The 17,568-nt window shown below is 35.6% G+C and carries 13 protein-coding genes; 2 read left to right on the top strand and 11 right to left on the bottom strand.

The window, feature by feature from the left end; translation table 11 throughout:
* The first annotated feature begins 7 nt into the window (after positions 1 to 7).
* Complete coding sequence (locus CN946_RS05810) at positions 8 to 922, top strand: LysR family transcriptional regulator (protein WP_098860278.1); 915 nt, start codon at positions 8 to 10, stop codon at positions 920 to 922.
* 147 nt (positions 923 to 1,069) lie between these two features.
* Here the strand turns inward: CN946_RS05810 and CN946_RS05815 are convergent, their stop codons facing one another.
* From CN946_RS05815 to CN946_RS05830, 4 genes are all read right to left on the bottom strand, one after another.
* On the bottom strand, positions 1,070 to 3,058 hold the full coding sequence (locus CN946_RS05815) for an oxidoreductase (protein ID WP_098860279.1): 1,989 nt from the start codon (positions 3,056 to 3,058) through the stop codon (positions 1,070 to 1,072).
* A gap of 50 nt (positions 3,059 to 3,108) precedes the next feature.
* Positions 3,109 to 4,587: a sodium:solute symporter family protein gene (locus CN946_RS05820; RefSeq protein WP_098860280.1), complete on the bottom strand. Its 1,479-nt coding sequence runs from the start codon at positions 4,585 to 4,587 to the stop codon at positions 3,109 to 3,111.
* Positions 4,587 to 4,778, bottom strand: a complete 192-nt coding sequence (locus CN946_RS05825; RefSeq protein ID WP_098860281.1) for a DUF3311 domain-containing protein — start codon at positions 4,776 to 4,778, stop codon at positions 4,587 to 4,589. Before CN946_RS05825 ends, CN946_RS05820 begins: the two co-directional genes overlap by 1 nt.
* 206 nt (positions 4,779 to 4,984) lie before the next feature.
* Complete coding sequence (locus tag CN946_RS05830; RefSeq protein WP_098860282.1) at positions 4,985 to 6,016, bottom strand: aromatic ring-hydroxylating oxygenase subunit alpha; 1,032 nt, start codon at positions 6,014 to 6,016, stop codon at positions 4,985 to 4,987.
* A 230-nt stretch (positions 6,017 to 6,246) separates the two neighbouring features.
* On the opposite strand from CN946_RS05830, the gene CN946_RS05835 reads away from it, so the two are divergent.
* Positions 6,247 to 7,629 (top strand): sigma-54 interaction domain-containing protein, encoded by a 1,383-nt coding sequence (locus CN946_RS05835; RefSeq protein ID WP_098860283.1) that lies wholly within the window; start codon positions 6,247 to 6,249, stop codon positions 7,627 to 7,629.
* Positions 7,630 to 8,063: 434 nt separating this feature from the next.
* On the opposite strand, the gene CN946_RS05840 is transcribed toward CN946_RS05835, so the two are convergent.
* From CN946_RS05840 to CN946_RS05870, 7 genes are all read right to left on the bottom strand, one after another.
* The gene (locus CN946_RS05840; RefSeq protein ID WP_098860284.1) at positions 8,064 to 9,506 is read right to left on the bottom strand and encodes an aldehyde dehydrogenase family protein; all 1,443 of its coding nucleotides are present in this window, start codon (positions 9,504 to 9,506) and stop codon (positions 8,064 to 8,066) included.
* Between the two features lie 48 nt (positions 9,507 to 9,554).
* Positions 9,555 to 11,213 carry a thiamine pyrophosphate-dependent enzyme gene (locus CN946_RS05845; RefSeq protein ID WP_098860285.1) on the bottom strand — a complete coding sequence of 553 codons (1,659 nt, stop codon included), beginning with the start codon at positions 11,211 to 11,213 and terminating at the stop codon, positions 9,555 to 9,557.
* Between the two features lie 75 nt (positions 11,214 to 11,288).
* A complete protein-coding gene (locus tag CN946_RS05850; protein WP_098860286.1) occupies positions 11,289 to 12,506 on the bottom strand; it encodes an acyl-CoA dehydrogenase family protein in 1,218 nt (405 codons plus the stop codon).
* Positions 12,507 to 12,518: 12 nt separating this feature from the next.
* Positions 12,519 to 13,703 (bottom strand): CaiB/BaiF CoA transferase family protein, encoded by a 1,185-nt coding sequence (locus tag CN946_RS05855; protein ID WP_098860287.1) that lies wholly within the window; start codon positions 13,701 to 13,703, stop codon positions 12,519 to 12,521.
* Between the two features lie 386 nt (positions 13,704 to 14,089).
* Complete coding sequence (locus CN946_RS05860) at positions 14,090 to 15,235, bottom strand: Glu/Leu/Phe/Val family dehydrogenase (protein WP_098860288.1); 1,146 nt, start codon at positions 15,233 to 15,235, stop codon at positions 14,090 to 14,092.
* A 75-nt stretch (positions 15,236 to 15,310) separates the two neighbouring features.
* Complete coding sequence (locus CN946_RS05865; RefSeq protein WP_098860289.1) at positions 15,311 to 16,738, bottom strand: amino acid permease; 1,428 nt, start codon at positions 16,736 to 16,738, stop codon at positions 15,311 to 15,313.
* 548 nt (positions 16,739 to 17,286) lie between these two features.
* On the bottom strand, positions 17,287 to 17,514 hold the full coding sequence (locus tag CN946_RS05870; protein ID WP_098860290.1) for a hypothetical protein: 228 nt from the start codon (positions 17,512 to 17,514) through the stop codon (positions 17,287 to 17,289).
* Positions 17,515 to 17,568: the final 54 nt, after the last annotated feature.

A 17,568-nucleotide genomic window follows, 5' to 3' on the forward strand; every position in this document is an offset into this window, starting at 1 on the left:
CAAAAAAATGAATTTAGACCATTTAGCATATATTGTTGATGTTTCGAAAACTAAATCACTATCCATGTCAGCAAAGAACCTACATATTTCTGTTTCGGCAATCTCTCAGGCTATAAATAATTTAGAAGAAGAATTCGGATTTAAAATTTTTACTCGTTTACGACAAGGAACGATTCCAACACCTGAGGGCGAGAAATTAATTGAAAAATCCCTTTATGTGCTAACCCATGCTGAAAAATTAAAGCAGTTAGCAATCAACAAAAATGAAATCCAAAAAGAGATTACAATAGCTTCTGTACCAGGACTAATGCATTATATCGTTAGTTTAATTAAATTGATTAAATTTGAAAGTCCAAACACTAAGATTAAAGTTAATGGTAAAAGCTCGCTAGATATTTTAAATGATGTAAGACAAAAGAATGCACGTTTCGGTTTAATTTGGATATATGATGAACTATTAAAAAATAATAAAGATCTGGTATTCGATATATTTCAAGAGGTGAATATCAATGTTTGTGTCAGTAAACATCACACGCTAGCCGAATGTAAACAGCTAACGATTAAGGATTTATCAAACGAGACGTTTGTGATTCATGAAGAACAATATTTAAAATGGTATTATGATGAATTTTTAAAAAACAAAACCGAGATCTTATTCACAACAAATAATCTCGATAGTATTAGAAGTGCAGTCAAAGAAAATATTGCAATAACAATTGGTACAGACTTTGTCGTACAAAATGAGCCACTCATCCAATCTGGGGAAGCTTTTGCAATCGAACTGATTAATCCTTTCCATCGTCCTTTTTATGTTGGTTGTGTTCGTAGTGAATATCCTCCGCTATCATCAACTGAAAAAGAGTATATAAATGAATTAAAAAATGAATTTAAACGTGTAAGCAATTTACAGGAAGACAATTAGCTGGAAGTTGAAAATATTACTCATTCTAGGCTGCATTGGATATTAACCACAATCAGCTAACTTAAGATACTTGTTGATAAACACATTTTTCAACAGTCTAAAAAAACCTAATCTTTTTTTGATTAGGTTCTTTTTAGTCTAATTCAGTTATACATGCACCTCAGAAGAAACAACTCCTATTTCAAGAGCAGATGTCAAGCCTTCATAAGTAGCTTCCTCAATTGTACGAGGTGCTAAACAATCCCCGATTTGTCGAACAACTGGTGCCATACCTTTCACTTGTTCGTAAAGCTCAAAATTTGGTACTCGTCCCATTGCAAGTACAATCGTATCCCAGTCGTTAATCAATTCAGTCTCATGAGTAAAAAGATTTCTCAATTTAACCTGATTATTTTGAATACCACCAAAATCAAAATGCGGGCGAACATCCACATTTAATTGATAGAGTCTTTTTAGATATTCATTTACAAGATACGAATGTAATTCTTTTCCAATATGAACCTTTGCGGAAAACAAGGAAACGTCGTGATTTTTTTCCTTTAAGTAGATAGCTGCCTCTATTCCTGGCCAATCGCCAATTAAATCAAAAACCAATACACGTCTTCCAATCTGGATCGAATTTCCGCTGAAAAGGTCATCCACTGTTATGATTCTCGGGTCATCTATCCCCTCTACATGTGGAAAGTATGGTCTAGATCCTACTGCGCATATAATTACATCAGGTTTTATCTCTGCTATTTTTTCAATCGTAATTTTCTTTCCAAGTTGGACATTTATCTTACTTTTTGAAAGCTTTCTTATATAATTGTCTAACATCGTTTCAGCTACTTCATGTCTTAAAGGAGCCTTTCTCATTTTTCTTAGCAATCCGCCAATCTCATCACTTTGTTCAACTAATATTACTTCATGTCCTTCACCATCGGCAGTTAATGCAGCATGTAATCCAGCAGGACCTGCACCAATGACAAGCACTTTTTGTTTTACTTTTACACTTTGGACAAGCGGTAATAATTCTTTTTCTTTACCAGCCATCGGATTTTGAACGCATCCAATTGGAAGGCCTTTAGAATAGTGACCAATACAAGCTTGTATACATCCTAAACACGCATCAATTGAATGTAGGTCCCCTCTCATTGCTTTATTCGGTAATTCAGGATCAACAATTAAAGCTCGGGTCATACCAACAACATCCGCTTTTCCTGAACCAACGATCCGATCTGCTTCCATAGGGTCTATGATTCGCGATCCAACAAATACCGGAACTGCACCTGCCATCCGAATTTTAAATGAGTGTGGCGTATTATAAGCATGTTTGATTGGAGAAGGTGGAACAATATGAGTCGAACCTGCATATGTACTTGAATCACCAGATGTTACATTTATAAAATCTACTCGAACATTTTCAACTAAATGCTCGACGATTTTCACAGCGTCTGTTACCTTCGTTCCATCCATTGTCATTTCGTCTGCACTCATTCGAATTCCTACGGTAAAATCTTCACCTACTTTTTCCCAGATGCGTTGTACTATTTCGACGATAAAACGCATTCGGTTCTCAAAGGTACCACCGTATTCGTCTGTACGATAGTTCGTATGGCTAGACCAAAATTGAGCTGGCAAATAGCCATGAGAGCAACAAACTTCTACTCCGTCAAGACCAGCTTTTTTAGTTAATAAAGCTGAATCAGCATATCCCTCTATGACATCTTTAATTTCATCAATGTTCATCGGTCTAGGCATTATTCCAAATCGAAAACTTGGTTCTGAAGACGGTGCCCAAGCAGCATTTCGGTAATCGCTTGATACGACTTCTCTACCACCGTGAAATAGTTGACTAAAAACTTTCGTGCCATATTGATGAAGTTGTTTTGCAATTTCTGCATAAGCTGGTACCACTTTTTCATCAAATCCTGCGATAGTATGTGAAGTTAGCATACCTGATGTGTGAACTGCAGCTGCCTCAAGAATAATAAGTCCAGCCCCACCCTTCGCACGTGCAACATGATAAGCAGTCATTTCAGGAGTAGGAATGCCATTTTCTACATAATTCGTTTGATGTGCTGTCGATAAAATTCTATTTTTAAGTTCAGTATTTCCAATCGTCACTTTTGAGAATAGGTGTTTAAAGTCAGTCATAATTGAACCACTTCCTTTCTCCTAATATAAATAATTCGTTATACATTTCCTCAAAAATTAGTGAGCATCTGATCGTTCTTTTCTACTACAAATTTAGGTTTTCTTGTAACTCTACTTACTACTAGCGTTACAGTAAAATTAATAACCATTACAACTAAACCAACGTCAATATCTTGTACGACATGAGGAAACGATGGAAACAAAGTTGCTAGCGTTGTGCCAGTTATTGTGGAATACGTAACAGCTGCAACACCAATGATGATTCCAGCAGACGCTCCTTGAACTGTTACTGGATTCTTTTTCCAAAGACTAAAATACAACGCAGGGAACAATTGTGCCATAAAGCTGTACGCCATAATATACAGTGTCATAATTGTATCTCCACCATTTAAGGTAAAATAAAGTGTCACTAGTGCAATGATTGGAACTAGAATCCGAGTTAATTTTATAAGCTGATCATCCGTTGTATTTGGTTTCAAAACCTTGTAAACATTTTTAGATAAGATTGTAGTTGCAGAGGTTAAAACTAATGAACTTGGTATAAGTGCAGCTAAAGCGCCCGAAGCACCAATAATTCCTACAAACCAAGGATCAAATGAAATCTTTGCGAGTTTAAATAAAGCTAAATCCACATCTCCACCTTTTAAAGTTGGAGCTTTTAAAATAGCAGCGAACCCAACAAATAAAGAAAAGACAATAATAATTTGATAGATTGGCATAAATGCAGCATTCCATCGAAGAGCTTTTGAACTCTTTGAAGAGAAAACTCCCATAAGCATATGAGGAAACATATAGAAGGATAGTGCTAACATAATGCTAGTTGTAATAAACCAAGAAACACTTAAACCTTTATCTGGAAAAATCAATAAATCAGGTTTAGCAGTTTGGATTGCCTCAAACATCGGCTGAAAACCACCGTAATAATGTACAGGAAAATATATTCCTAAGAAGATTACAACAAATAAAATCAAAAAGTCTTTAATAACGGCCGTCCAAGCTGAACCATGAATGCCTGAAACCGTTACATAAATTGTTATCGCAAAGACAGCAATCGTAATAGCAATACTTTGAGGGATTTTCCCATAAGAAGCCTCCGAAACAATAATACCTAACCCTTTTAACTGCATTGTTAAATATGGAATGATTGAAATAATACTAATAACTGAAACAAGAACGCCAAGTGCTGAACTATTATACTTTTTTGTATAAAAATCAGATTGTGACACGACGTTATTTTCTTTTGCATACTTCCAAACAGGAGGTAACAGCCAATAAGCTATAATAAAATAGAAGGCATTAAAAGCATAGACTGCCGGCATTCCAAAAGAATAGGCACTTCCCGATGCCCCCATAAAAGTAAATGTCGTAAACATTTCTCCTGCCAGCAATAGGAAAACAAAAAGAGAACCAAAACCTCGTCCACCAATTGACCATTGCTCAAAAGTCATCTCTTTACCTTTACGTGCTTGTAAACCTAACCAAATTGATAAAGCTAGAAAGCCAAGAATTACGATTAAAGCTGCATTCACTATTGATCGCCCCCTTTATTGGCGGGATCAAGTTTATTCACTATTAATAAAAAGATCGCCGTAAGAAAAACCCATAATATCGTCCAAAATAAAACAAATGGCATTCCAAGAACAAATGGCTCAACCTTATTAATTACTGAAAGTGAGCCAATTGCTGGTATCGCACTTAATACATAAAGTAATTTTCTCAATTGATCCCCTCCCTTTTTGTACTTCTAGATTAATAGCAAAAATTAAAATTAAAGCGTTTTCAAAAACAAAGAAAAGCTGAGTATTAATTCATCTAAATTTTTCAATATGAATTTTAATACTTAGCTTTTTAAAACTCAAATTGTCACTTTTCATTCCAAACTGTCTTCTCGAGTATTTATCAGTTTACTATACTCAAGAAACTAGATTATAAGTCAATTGCTTCTTTAATCAATTCGTGGAAGTGTTGCATCGCGTTCTCAGTTGGAGAAAAAATACCATTCTCAAATGCTTTCGAATGTAAACCAGTTTGCAATAATTCTACTAAATCAAAATCTTCTTCTCGGACTTGATCAACAAATTTAATCATTTCCTCTTCTTCTTTCGAAATTTCTTCATTCAGAAAGAAATAGCGATATACGGCAAGCGTTTGGTTGGCATCAATTGGAATCAGTTGTGTTGTCGTCATATTTCCACTTCCAGGAAATACACTCATCATCATATTTGGCCAAATCCAATAGAATCGTGTTAAACTATCATCTTGGTTTTTTACATTTGAACACTGGTAAGAGAATTTATCACAAGGAACAATGCTGTAGTTCGATAGATCAAATGTTTTCGAGAATGAAGGATGTGCAACTGGACAATGGTCGCACTCTAAGAAATTATCAACTACAGCTTTCCAATTTGCTTTAATCAAACGACGATTTTCTTTTACTAGTTGTAATGAATCCAAGAAAGAATAACGACTTAGTTCGTTTAATAACTCTCCATATTCAACAGAAAATGCCGGGGCTTTTCTATCTAAGTTTACAAAAATCATAGAGCGCTGTACTTCTAATTGGATCGACTTCAAACAGTTATATTCTCCTAAATCAATATTTTTAAAGTTTGGAGCTCGGTTTACATGCCCATCCAAATTAAAGGTCCAACCATGATAAATACATTGAAGGATTTTTTTATTTCCTGCTTCACTTTGCTCTACCTTCGTCCCACGATGTGGGCAAATATTATAAAAAGCGCGTATTTTCCCATCATTAGCATGTGTAACTAAAATAGATTCACCAGCAACCTCAAAAGTGAAAAAATCACCGACGTTTTTAACTTGACTAGTATGACCTACGAAGATCCAATTTTTACTAAAAATCTTTTTTCTTTCTGTATCGAATACCTCTTGGCTTACATATGTTTTATACGGCAATGAAGTTTGTAAAGTATGTGCTGTTTCCCTTGTAGACATAATAATGATTCCTCCTTTAATTTGGATTTCATTTAAAACAAAATTCCATCCTTTATTCTTTAACTTAAGCAAGATTTATGCCAATTTTGATATCGCTTTACTATAAGGAGATACCACTATTTATCTATTTCCAAATCAAGGTAATTATCTTATAATTTACTCAATTCAGTCAATTTTAACTCAACTTACTATTTTGCTAGATTAAAAATGATTTTAGAGGAGGTTACGTTTTGCCAAATACAACAAATGACAAACTAAAAATTGAGTTCAGTAATGAAATACTACAAAAAATATTGGACAATTCCCCTAATGAATTTTATGTACTTGATAAAGATGCCCGAATCGTGTATATAAATAAGGCTTGTGAAAGACATTACGGTATCAAACTAAAAGACGTCGTAGGAAAATTAAACGATGAATTAATTTCAAAAGAATATTGGAAGCCTCTTATTCTCCCACGTTTATTTAAAGAAAAGAAAACGGTCATAATGAAACAAATCAGTTATGTTGGCAAGGAAATCATCACGACAGCCATCCCTTTATTAAATGATCAGCAGGAAATTGAGCTAATTATCACCACTTCACAAGATGCAAGCTATAAAGACTTATACATACCAGATGAACAAGAAATAAATGAAGCAGATCAAGCTGCAATTTATAAAAATAATATCATTACGAATAACAAGGAAATGAGTAATATTGTTAAGATATGTGAAAAGGTTGCTAAAGTAGATGCAACAGTATTAATTCAAGGAGAATCTGGTACTGGAAAAGGAGTAATTGCAAAATATATCCATCAGAAAAGCAGCCGAAATAAAGCTCCTTTTTTATCTTTAAACTGTGCAACTATTCCGGAAGAGCTACTAGAATCAGAACTTTTTGGATACAAAGATGGCGCATTTACAGGAGCAACAAAAGGTGGCAAACAAGGACTTTTAGAGCTTGCAGACGGAGGAACGGTATTTTTAGATGAGATTGGAGATATCTCACCTAAGGTTCAAGCAAAGCTTCTAAAAGTTATTCAAGAATTTGAATTTATGCCTGTTGGAGGCAAACAATCTAAAAAAGTAAATATTCGTATCCTTTCTGCTACGAATCGAAACTTATATGAAATGGTACAGAATAAGGAATTTAGAGAAGACTTATATTATCGCCTTCATGTAGTAAATTTAAAAATTCCACCACTACGTGAAAGAAAAGAAGATATCATTCCACTAACCTACCATTTTCTCTCAGAGTTTAATCGAAAACACCAAATGAATACGATCATTTCTGAAGAAGCTTTAAATACTTTTTACAACTATTCATGGCCTGGGAATATTCGACAGCTAGAAAATATGCTTGAAAGCCTCGTCGTCACAAGTGATGGCATTATCAAAGTGCAAGATTTGACTGATTTATTAATTGAAAATAAAAAAGAGAGTCCGGTCAATGAAGACATAAATGACTGCTCGCTTCTAACTTCTCTAGAAGAAGTTGAGAGAAACATAGTGATTAATTCCTATACAAAATTTAGGAATACAAGAAAAGTAGCAGATGATTTAGAAATCAGCCAGTCTAAAGCAGCTAGATTAGTTCGTAAGTATTGTAGTGAATTAGACTTTTACAAATAAATGTGAAAATTAAAAATACCCGATAAATAGTCGGGTATTTTTGCATTGAAGGTTCATGCGTATATAAAAAAAGCTAGATGATGAATATAACATCCTCATAAAAGGTTCATGAGGATGTTATATAGCTAAATACTGTAATTTACTTACTCATAGAGGGTTCATGAGGAAGTACACTAGCTAAATACTGTAATTTACTTACTCATAGAGGGTTCATGAGGAAGTACACTAGCTAAATACTGACATTAACTTCCTCATAAAGGGTTCATGAGGAAGTACAATAGCTAGATACTGTAATTAACTTCCTCATAAAATGTTCATGTGCAAGTAGATAATCCTCACAAAGTAATCAAATAGTTTACAAACAAATAAAAGGCGCCCATACGTCAGTTAACCTGACTTATAAGGCAGCCTCTTTTAATTTTCAACCTAACCAATTACATTTGATCCATATAAACCGTTTTGACTTGTGTATAAAAGTCTATCGCTGTCTTTCCTTGTTCGCGGGATCCAGTGCTTGAATTTTTGCAGCCACCAAAAGGTACTTGTGGCTCTGATCCTGCTGTTTCATTATTTACATGTACAAGACCAACATCAATGTCTTCAACAAAACGCTGTGCAATTGTAAAATTGTTTGTACAAATTGCTGCACTTAAACCATATTCAGTATCATTAGCCATCCCTACTGCTTCCTCATAGTTTTTCACTTTAAAGAGTGCTATTACAGGTCCGAATATTTCTTCTCGGGCAATACGGGCATCCGGGGAGACATTTTCAAAGATTGTGGGCTGTACATAGAAACCATTTTTTAGTTCTTTGTCAGCAGGAATTTCTCCACCGCATAATAGAGTTGCCTCGTCCTTTCCAGCTTCAATCATGGCAAGTACGCCGTCAAGTTGTGATTGAGAAACAGCTGGACCGACAAATGTATCGTCATGAAGTGGGTTTCCAACTTTTAATGTTTTTGTTCGTTCTACAAGTCGGTCACGGAATGCTTCATAAATCGACTCTTCAACAATCACCCTACTCGTCGCAGTACACTTTTGACCAGTAGATCTGAAAGCTCCGCTCACGGCAATTTCAACTGCTTTTTCAATATCTGCATCGGCAAGTACGATCAGTGGATTCTTCCCACCTAATTCCATTTGTACTTTCTTTCCTTTTGCTGTAGCCTTCTGCTGAATCTGATTTCCAACCTGATTAGATCCTGTAAATGAGATTGCTTTAATATAAGGATGTTCCACCAATTCTGTTCCAACGACAGACCCTCTACCAAATACACAGTTTACAACTCCTGCTGGAATACCAGCCTCATCAAGCGCTTTTATCACATGATAAACAGATTTTGGTGTCATATCCGCTGGTTTAATCACTACCGTATTTCCGTAAACAAGTGCAGGAGCCATTTTCCATACAGGTATTGCAATTGGGAAATTCCAAGGCGTAATCAATCCAATTGGCCCGATTGGCGTTCGAGTTGTATATAAAAATGTATTTGTATTACCTGAAGGTATTACTTCTCCGACCGGCTGTCTTGCTTCTCCTGCAAAATATTCAAGGATGCTAATCGCACGCTGTGTTTCTCCAATACCCTCGGCAAGTGTTTTCCCTTCTTCTAGTGTTAAATCACGTCCTACTTCATGGACTTTTGCTTTTAATAGATTTGCTGCTTTTTGAAGGTATACAGCTCGTTGTTGGTATGAAAGTTTCTTCCATGATAAAAAGGCCGTTTTCGCTGCAAGAATAGCTTGTCGTGTATCCTCTTCTGTACTTGAAGGAAATTCTCCTAATGACTCTCCATTATGAGGACTGTAATTTTCCCGATATTCACCTAACGTAGGCTGTTTCCATTGTCCATTAATGTAGTTTGCATAACGCATATCGTTTCCCCCAATTAGATTTTTTTCACTAATTAAATAAAGATCCCATTATTTACTATAAGATAAATTCATTTTTGACTTATCTTGACCAGCAGATAAAATCTTCGGATTTGTTACAACTTCGATAACAGCTGGACGTCCTGATGATAATGCCCGCTTAAGTGCTGGCGCAAAGTCAGTATTTTTTTCGACCTTCTGACCGTATGCACCAAATAAGCCTGCTAACTCAGCAAAATTTGGATTAGAAAGCTCTGTACCGATTACTCGATCTGGAAAATGCTTTTCTTGATGTGTGCGAATTGTTCCATACATATTGTTGTTTATCACAATCGAAATGACAGGAATGTTATAACGTACGGCTGTTTCGATTTCCTGAAGCGTCATCATGAAACCCCCATCTCCTGAGAAGGAAACAACGGTTTTATGCGGCTGAGCGAGTTTTGCACCAATAGCAGCCGGCAATCCATACCCCATCGCTCCGGATGTTGGCCCGACATATGTATTTTCATGCTCAAAGCGATAATATCTAGAAAGCCAGCCAAAGAAGTTCCCTGCATCATTCGTAATAATCGCATCTTTTGGTAAATGCGATACGATATCATACATAAAACCATCCAGATCTACATATTCATCCGTGTAATCTTCCTTCGCATTTGAAAAGCTCATATATTCGTTATGAAGTTTTTCTACTCGCATTCCATCTGAATTTAATGGAGTAGATAAAGCAATTGTTAATGCTTCCGCTAAGAAGGCTTTCACATCAGCTGTAACTGCCAAAGAAGGAGCATAAACTTTTCCAAATACATCTTCTGAAATATCAATGTGAATCAGTTTTCCTTTTCCTGAAAGCAATGAATAATCTTGCGTTCCTACTTGGGAAAATCTTGTACCTAGAGCGATCACTAGGTCGGCATTGTCAATTGATTCAAGTAAATTCTTTGGTGTTCCAAAGCCAAGCCATCCTGCATAACAAGGATGTGAATTTGGAAACGCATCGAAACGACGGAATGCAGTAACGACAGGGATTTGTACTGTTTCAGCAAATTTAACTAATAAAGGAACAGCTTGTGAACGAATGACACCCCCACCAGCTATAAGAATCGGCCGTTTGGCATTTTGAATCATTTCTACAACTTGTTGAACACTCTCTTTATGTGGACGAGCCGGCTGAGACTGATAGATTGGGATTTCTACCATTTCGGCTGTATCTTCTAGCATGTCATGAGGTAATGCTACTAACACAGGACCAGGGCGACCTGAACGAGCAATATGAAATGCACGATGTAATAGCTCTGGAATTCGTTCTACTTGGTCAATCTCTACTGTCCATTTGCACAAATGGCTAAACATCCCTACAAGATTGACCTCTTGAAATGCTTCCTTTTCTTTAAAAGGACGCTCAACTTGTCCAATAAGCGCAACTAAAGGAGTGGAATCTTGGCTGGCAGTATGAATTCCAATCGCCAAGTTTGAAGCTCCAACACCACGAGTTGCCATACAGACACCTACTTCACCTGATGCTTTTGCATACCCTTCCGCCATAAATGAAGCTCCACCTTCATGTCGAGTTGAAATCAAGCTAATTTCCGGATGTTCATATAAAGCATCCATAACTCCTAGATAACTCTCACCAGGTACACAAAAAACTTTATTTACCCCTTCCTTCGCCATAACATTGACTACTGCTTTTCCACCGCTAATTTTCATTACGAAACACTCCCTTCTCTTATGCGATTACATTGAAACACTAACGATCAATCTATTTTCTACTACAATTTTTTATTAAGATTTAACAGTTTCTACGTTAACCTCTTCAAATGGCCAAGCTGGAAGCATTTTTCGTAAAACTTTATCCTCCCTATAACCTAGGTCATATTCAGCCTGCATAATTGTATGAACCTCTCTTGTTCCTTCATAAATGACTGGTGCTTTTGAATTTCTTAAATAACGCTCTACTGGGAACTCATTTGAAAATCCATATGCACCATAAATTTGTACAGCATCATTAGCTGCCTCATTTGCTGCATTACAAGAAATCCATTTTGCTAGAGATGTTTCTCTAGTGTTACGTTTTCCACTATTTTTTAACCAGCCAGCTTTATAGACTAGTAGACGGGAGATTTCAAGATTTGAAGACATTTTAGCGATCATTTGTTGTACTAATTGATGTTTTCCGATTTCTTTACCAAAGGTTTTTCGCTCATGACAATATTTTACGCTTGCTTCAAGTGATGCCTGAATCAATCCACAAGCACCCGCTGCAACTGTAAACCTTCCATTATCAAGCGCCGACATTGCAATTTTAAACCCTTCACCTTCGAATCCTAATAGGTTCTCAGCTGGTACTCTGACATCATCTAAAAATACTTCCCCAGTGTTTCCAGCTCTAATTCCCATTTTCCCTTTAATTGCTTTTGTAGAAACCCCTTCAAAAGTACGGTCTACGATAAAGCAAGAAATTCCGTGGTGCTTTAAGTCATGATTTGTTTTTGCAAAGATTAAGAAATGATCAGCTACATCACATAAAGAAATCCATGTTTTGGATCCGTTTAAGATATAACTGTCACCATCTTTTACTGCTGTCGTCGCCATTGCAACTACATCAGATCCTGCATTTGGCTCCGTTAACCCAAATGCACCAATTTTCTTCCCTTGCGCTTGAGGAACTAGATACTTTTTCTTTTGTTCTTCAGTTCCCCATTGTAATAATGTCATGCTATTTAATCCCGTATGTACTGAAACAGCCGTACGGAAAGCTGTATCTCCACGCTCAAGTTCCTCACATATGATTGCTAAAGTATTATAGTCCATTCCAACTCCACCATATTGTTCTGGAATACATACGCCCATTAGTTCCAACTCAGAAAGTCGTTTTAAAATATTTACTTCAAAATGTCCTTTTTCATCCCATTCCTTAATAAATGGAATAATTTCACGATCTACAAATGATCTAACTACCTTTCTTACACTTTTTTGTTCTTCTGTTAATGAAAAATTCATTTTATTTCCTCCTCAAATTGTATTATTTCGTTTCATTTCTTCTATTTCTAATTGAGAATAACCAAGCTTACTCATCACTTCTTCAGTATGTTCTCCATGCAATGGAGGATGTCTTACTACTTCAACTGGTGTTTTTGATAATTTTAATGGTGAACCAACTAACTTTAGATCATTTATGAATGGATGATTTACTTCTAACACCATTTCCCTTGATCTAGCTTGTTCAGACTGTAGGGCTTCACTTACGTTATAAATCGGCCCATTTGGAATACCAATTTTATCTAAGAGAACTTTCCACTCATCTTTACTTTTTGTTTTTATCTTATTTGAGATTATTTCATCAATTTGTTTTCGATAATGCAATCGACTAGCATTAGTCCTATATAATTCATCTAATAAAATCGGTTCTTCAATTAGTAAAGCAAATCGATTAAATTGATGATCATTACCAACTGCGATCACCATCTCACCATCACTTGCTGAAAATACTTGATACGGCACAATATTAGGATGATAATTTCCTAATCGCTCAGGAATAGCACCACTACATAAATAATTACTAGCCACATTTACTAAAGCAGCTAATTGAGAGTCAAATAGTGAAATGTCAATTTCTTGTCCTTCTCCTGTACGATTACGATGCTGTAATGAAGCAAGAATTCCAATACATGTAAATAACCCCGTTAATACGTCTGAAATGGCAACTCCTACTTTTGTTGGTTCGCCTTCTTTCTCTCCGGTAATGCTCATTAAACCAGACATCGCCTGAATGATATAATCATATCCAGGAAGTGAAGAGTTAGGTCCTCTGCTACCAAATCCACTAATCGATGCAAGAATAATATCTTCTTTCATGATTTTCATTTCTTCATAGGAAAAACCTAGTTTTGATAAAGTTCCAGGTTTAAAGTTTTGGACGACTACATCTGCTTCAGAAATAAGTTTTTTTAAAACCTCCTTCCCTTTTTCATCCTTCAAATTCAACGTAATACCTTGCTTATTTCTGTTAGCACATAAATAATATGCACTTTCTCCTTCTACAAAAGGAGGCCCCCAACCCCTTGTCTCATCCCCACCGCTAATACTTTCAATTTTGATTACCTCAGCCCCAAGATCCCCAAGGATCATCGTACAAAAGGGGCCGGCTAGCACTCTAGTTAAATCAATAATTTTGATACCATGTAATGCCCCCGGCAATTTGATCACCTCTTCATCTTTCTTTCGCTAATCTACTAGTTTCCATTAGGCATTTAAATGGTTAACACTGTGCTTTTGCATGTATTTAGAAAACTCAAGGTATATTAGACCTTCATTTCCGTTATACTCTTTATAATGCAAAACCCATGCCAACTTGGAATTCCTATTATTATTAAATGTAGGCTGTATTTCCGCATCTAATTAGTGAAAAATAAAATTAAAACTCACTCAAAACCGTCATTTTTAACTCATTCAAGTAATTTGCTACTAATGAATCATTTAATCTAGTTCATAAATAAAAGAGGCTGTCGAAATAGCCTATAAATGTTAAAAACCCACAAAGAAATTTGTTTTCTTTGTGGGTTTTAAGTATTATTAAACTTCTTTTAACACTCTATCAAATCTCTAACTGTGGGCTCAAACAGTTCGCAAGCAATATCTCTTTGATATCGTTTTTGCTTTTTAGCTTCTGTAAATAGGTTAAAGGTATTCTTTCTGCTTAATCTTTCAATATCATCTATAACTGCCTTAGGTTCAGGTTTCACTAATCCAAAAATAACTGCATCATAAAATCTAATTGCTCCTAAGTTCGCTACAAAGTCATTTACTACATCGATCCCTCTTTGTTTGATGATTTGATCACCCTCAGCAGAAATTGGAATATTAGCAGCTTCTACAATTAAACTCGCCTTTACTTTATTAGCGTTTGATACATTAATTACATCCTCTAAAGCTGCTGGAATTAAGATGTCACAATCTACATCAAGCCATTCAGTGTTGTTTCTTACCACATAGTTCTGTTCAAAAAACTCCTGATTCATTTCTCCGTGTGAGTTTTTGTGGTCAATTAATTTCTGAACATCTAACCCCTCTTCACACGTAACTAGTAGATTTGCATCCGAAATGCCGACGATTTTATAGCCTAACTGTGATAATTTCAATGCACAACTTGCTCCTACACAACCAAATCCTTGAATAACTACTTTCGCTACCTTATTTTCACCTTTAAACTTCCATGCTTCATCTGCGCAAAATGCAACGCCATAGCCTGTTACAGCATCATTTAGAAGGAAACAATCTATTTTGGAAGCTAGAAGATTATTAAAATTTTTTATTCCATTTTGAACACTTACATCTTCCTTCATCGATTTAGTTAAAGGTATTCCTACATTAAATTCATCAAATACTCTTAATACATCCTCATACTTAGTACCTAAATCACTTCCTAAAGATACTCCCGCTTCTACATATGGCATCATCGCAATCAAAAATCTTCTTAATACGTCATACGCATTAGGGGCTTTATAATCATAAGCAATACCAGCTTTACACCCACCTGTAGTCACACTTTCTGAAGCCATATATTTATAAGCCATTGCCTCTGCCAAACGTTCGACTTCTTCCCTTGTCACTGTTGGATGCATTCTTGTCCCACCACCAGCATACCCTTTGACAAAGTTATGTACTACTAACCAACCTTTTGCATCTGTTTCACTATCATTCCACTCTACAACTAGGTAAGGTTTATTCATACTAAATAGCCTCCTTTTAAGATCATCTTTTGTAATAGATTACTTTTGTAAGATTCTTAGCTGTATACATACTGGTCAAATACTCTGATGAGTTGGTACATCTCCATGATCCTTCTTAATGCCGATCTTACCTTTATTTTTCCCATGACGTAAAAAGTAATAAAGATAGCTTGCACCCATGAAGCCTAAACCACCTATTAAGGAAGAACGTTGAGTAGGATCAAAAGCCATAAATACGATGGAAATTCCACATAAAACTAGACATAGAATAGGTATTAATGGGAACAGTGGAACTTTGTATTTTAATTCCTTAATATTTCCACCATTTTTAATAAATTGTCTTCTAAAATTATATTGCGACAAGGCAATTGCCATCCAACTGAATGTACCAGCTAGTCCAGTTACAGACAGCAGAACGACAAAAACTGTTTGTGCAGATACTACACTTGTAAGTAATGATACTAATGCAAAAAGTAGACTAAACAATACTGCATTAAACGGGACACCACGAGAATTTACTTTCCCTAAAGCTTTAGGTGCCATACCACTTTTGGAAAGTGACCAAAGCATCCGAGAACATACATATAATCCCGAATTACCTACAGATAGCAACGCCGTTAAGATAACTAGATTCATAATATCAGCTGCATACGGAATACCTACACTATCAAATACTGCAACAAATGGACTTTCTACTACTCCGGCGTGCCTCCAAGGAATCAAAGCCGCTAATACTAAAATGGCTAACACATAAAAAATCAGGACACGAAAAATGATACTTCGAATTGCTTTAGGAAGAGTCTTTTCTGGTGTTTCACTTTCACCAGCTGCAATTCCAACAACTTCTGCCCCTTGAAATGCAAATACTACTCCCATCATAGTTGAAAATATAGCTGAAAACCCATGTGGGAAAAGCCCACCATCTTTTGTAAAATTAGTAAACAAAGGTGCTGAACTACCTTTATGACCAAACCCAAATATAGTTGCTGCTCCAATTAGTATAAAAGCTATAACTGCAAATACTTTAATTCCCGCAAACCAAAATTCTGCTTCTGCGTAACCTTTTACACTAAGAATGTTTAAACCTAACAAAAGAACTATAAATACAAGACACCAAATCCAAACAGGTACATGAGGAAACCATCTTTGCATCAGTATTCCTGCAGCAGTAAACTCTAATCCAACCGTTGTTGCCCAACTAAGCCAATACATCCAGCCAATTGTAAACCCGGTGCCAGGACCAATGTACTTCGTAGCATAAGTCTTAAACGAACCTGTAACTGGCATTGTAATTGATAGTTCACCTAAACAAACCATTACAAGGTACATCACCAATCCACCGAATAAATACGCAACAACCGCTCCCCCTGGACCAGCTTGATTAATCGTTAGACCAGATCCTAAAAATAAACCTGTACCGATTACTCCTCCGAGTGAAATCATAAACAAATGCCTACTCTTCATGGAACGTTGTAACTGACCTTTTTCATTATTAGAATCCATAAATGCCCCACCCTTTATTTTAGAATATTCAGAAAAAACATAGCAAAAAAATAGATCTACTAAAATAGCATAAATTTTTTGTAAACATGTACACCTTCTGATAATCTCTAATAAATCCCTGCAGAATACAAGCAAAATAATAGTTGTGCCTCTCTTAAACAGTAAAAATGAATTTGAAATTAAACCCCTAAAACACCTCCTATTTCTGTCCATTTAAAATCGGAAATAAATACTTCCTCTTCTTACTATTCATTAAGCAAAATTCATGCCAACAGAATAAACACGCTTAAACCAACCTATTAGCCATTCATTAAATCTAAAAACAACTACTTTATTTTAAAATCTACTCAATTCATTTATTTTAGACTCAATTACTTTTTTTAAAAAGAGGCTTTTCTCATCGAGATCCTTTTTTTTACTTAAATTATGAATCTTATTTTGTAAAGTACAAAAAAAGGACTCAGAAATTTTCCATGAGTCCTTTTCCCCCAAAATTTTATTTTGTCTTTTTTTTATTTACTTATATCCAACTTGTTCCAGTATACGATCTAACGTTGCACCTTTATAAGTGGTCTTCGCTTTTGGTACAATTTCACATTACTACTAAATGTTTTATTCTTTTCACTTCTGTTTTTTAGCGTAATATTCCTTGATTCAGAAATAGCTTCGTCATCAAATCCAAATGAACCAAAGCTCATTCCTCCTGTAGATTCATCGATTTGTTTTTGTTTTCCATTAATTATGCTAGGTGTTTTATCCTTTACTACTAATTCCACAATTGAATGTATAGCTTCATCATCAATGGGGGTTATTAATGCTAGAAACTTGCT

The sequence above is a fragment of the Bacillus sp. AFS053548 genome (assembly GCF_002575105.1).
Taxonomy (GTDB): Bacteria; Bacillota; Bacilli; order Bacillales; family Bacillaceae_G; genus Gottfriedia.

Bases quoted from the DNA above. Each gene is read 5' to 3' on its own strand.
- CN946_RS05865 (WP_098860289.1), bottom strand. From the start codon at position 16,738: ATGGATTCTAATAATGAAAAAGGTCAGTTACAACGTTCCATGAAGAGT.
- CN946_RS05850 (WP_098860286.1), bottom strand. From the start codon at position 12,506: ATGAATTTTTCATTAACAGAAGAACAAAAAAGTGTAAGAAAGGTAGTT.
- CN946_RS05830 (WP_098860282.1), bottom strand. From the start codon at position 6,016: ATGTCTACAAGGGAAACAGCACATACTTTACAAACTTCATTGCCGTAT.
- CN946_RS05860 (WP_098860288.1), bottom strand. From the start codon at position 15,235: ATGAATAAACCTTACCTAGTTGTAGAGTGGAATGATAGTGAAACAGAT.
- CN946_RS05845 (WP_098860285.1), bottom strand. From the start codon at position 11,213: ATGAAAATTAGCGGTGGAAAAGCAGTAGTCAATGTTATGGCGAAGGAA.
- CN946_RS05815 (WP_098860279.1), bottom strand. From the start codon at position 3,058: ATGACTGACTTTAAACACCTATTCTCAAAAGTGACGATTGGAAATACT.
- CN946_RS05810 (WP_098860278.1), top strand. From the start codon at position 8: ATGAATTTAGACCATTTAGCATATATTGTTGATGTTTCGAAAACTAAA.
- CN946_RS05840 (WP_098860284.1), bottom strand. From the start codon at position 9,506: ATGCGTTATGCAAACTACATTAATGGACAATGGAAACAGCCTACGTTA.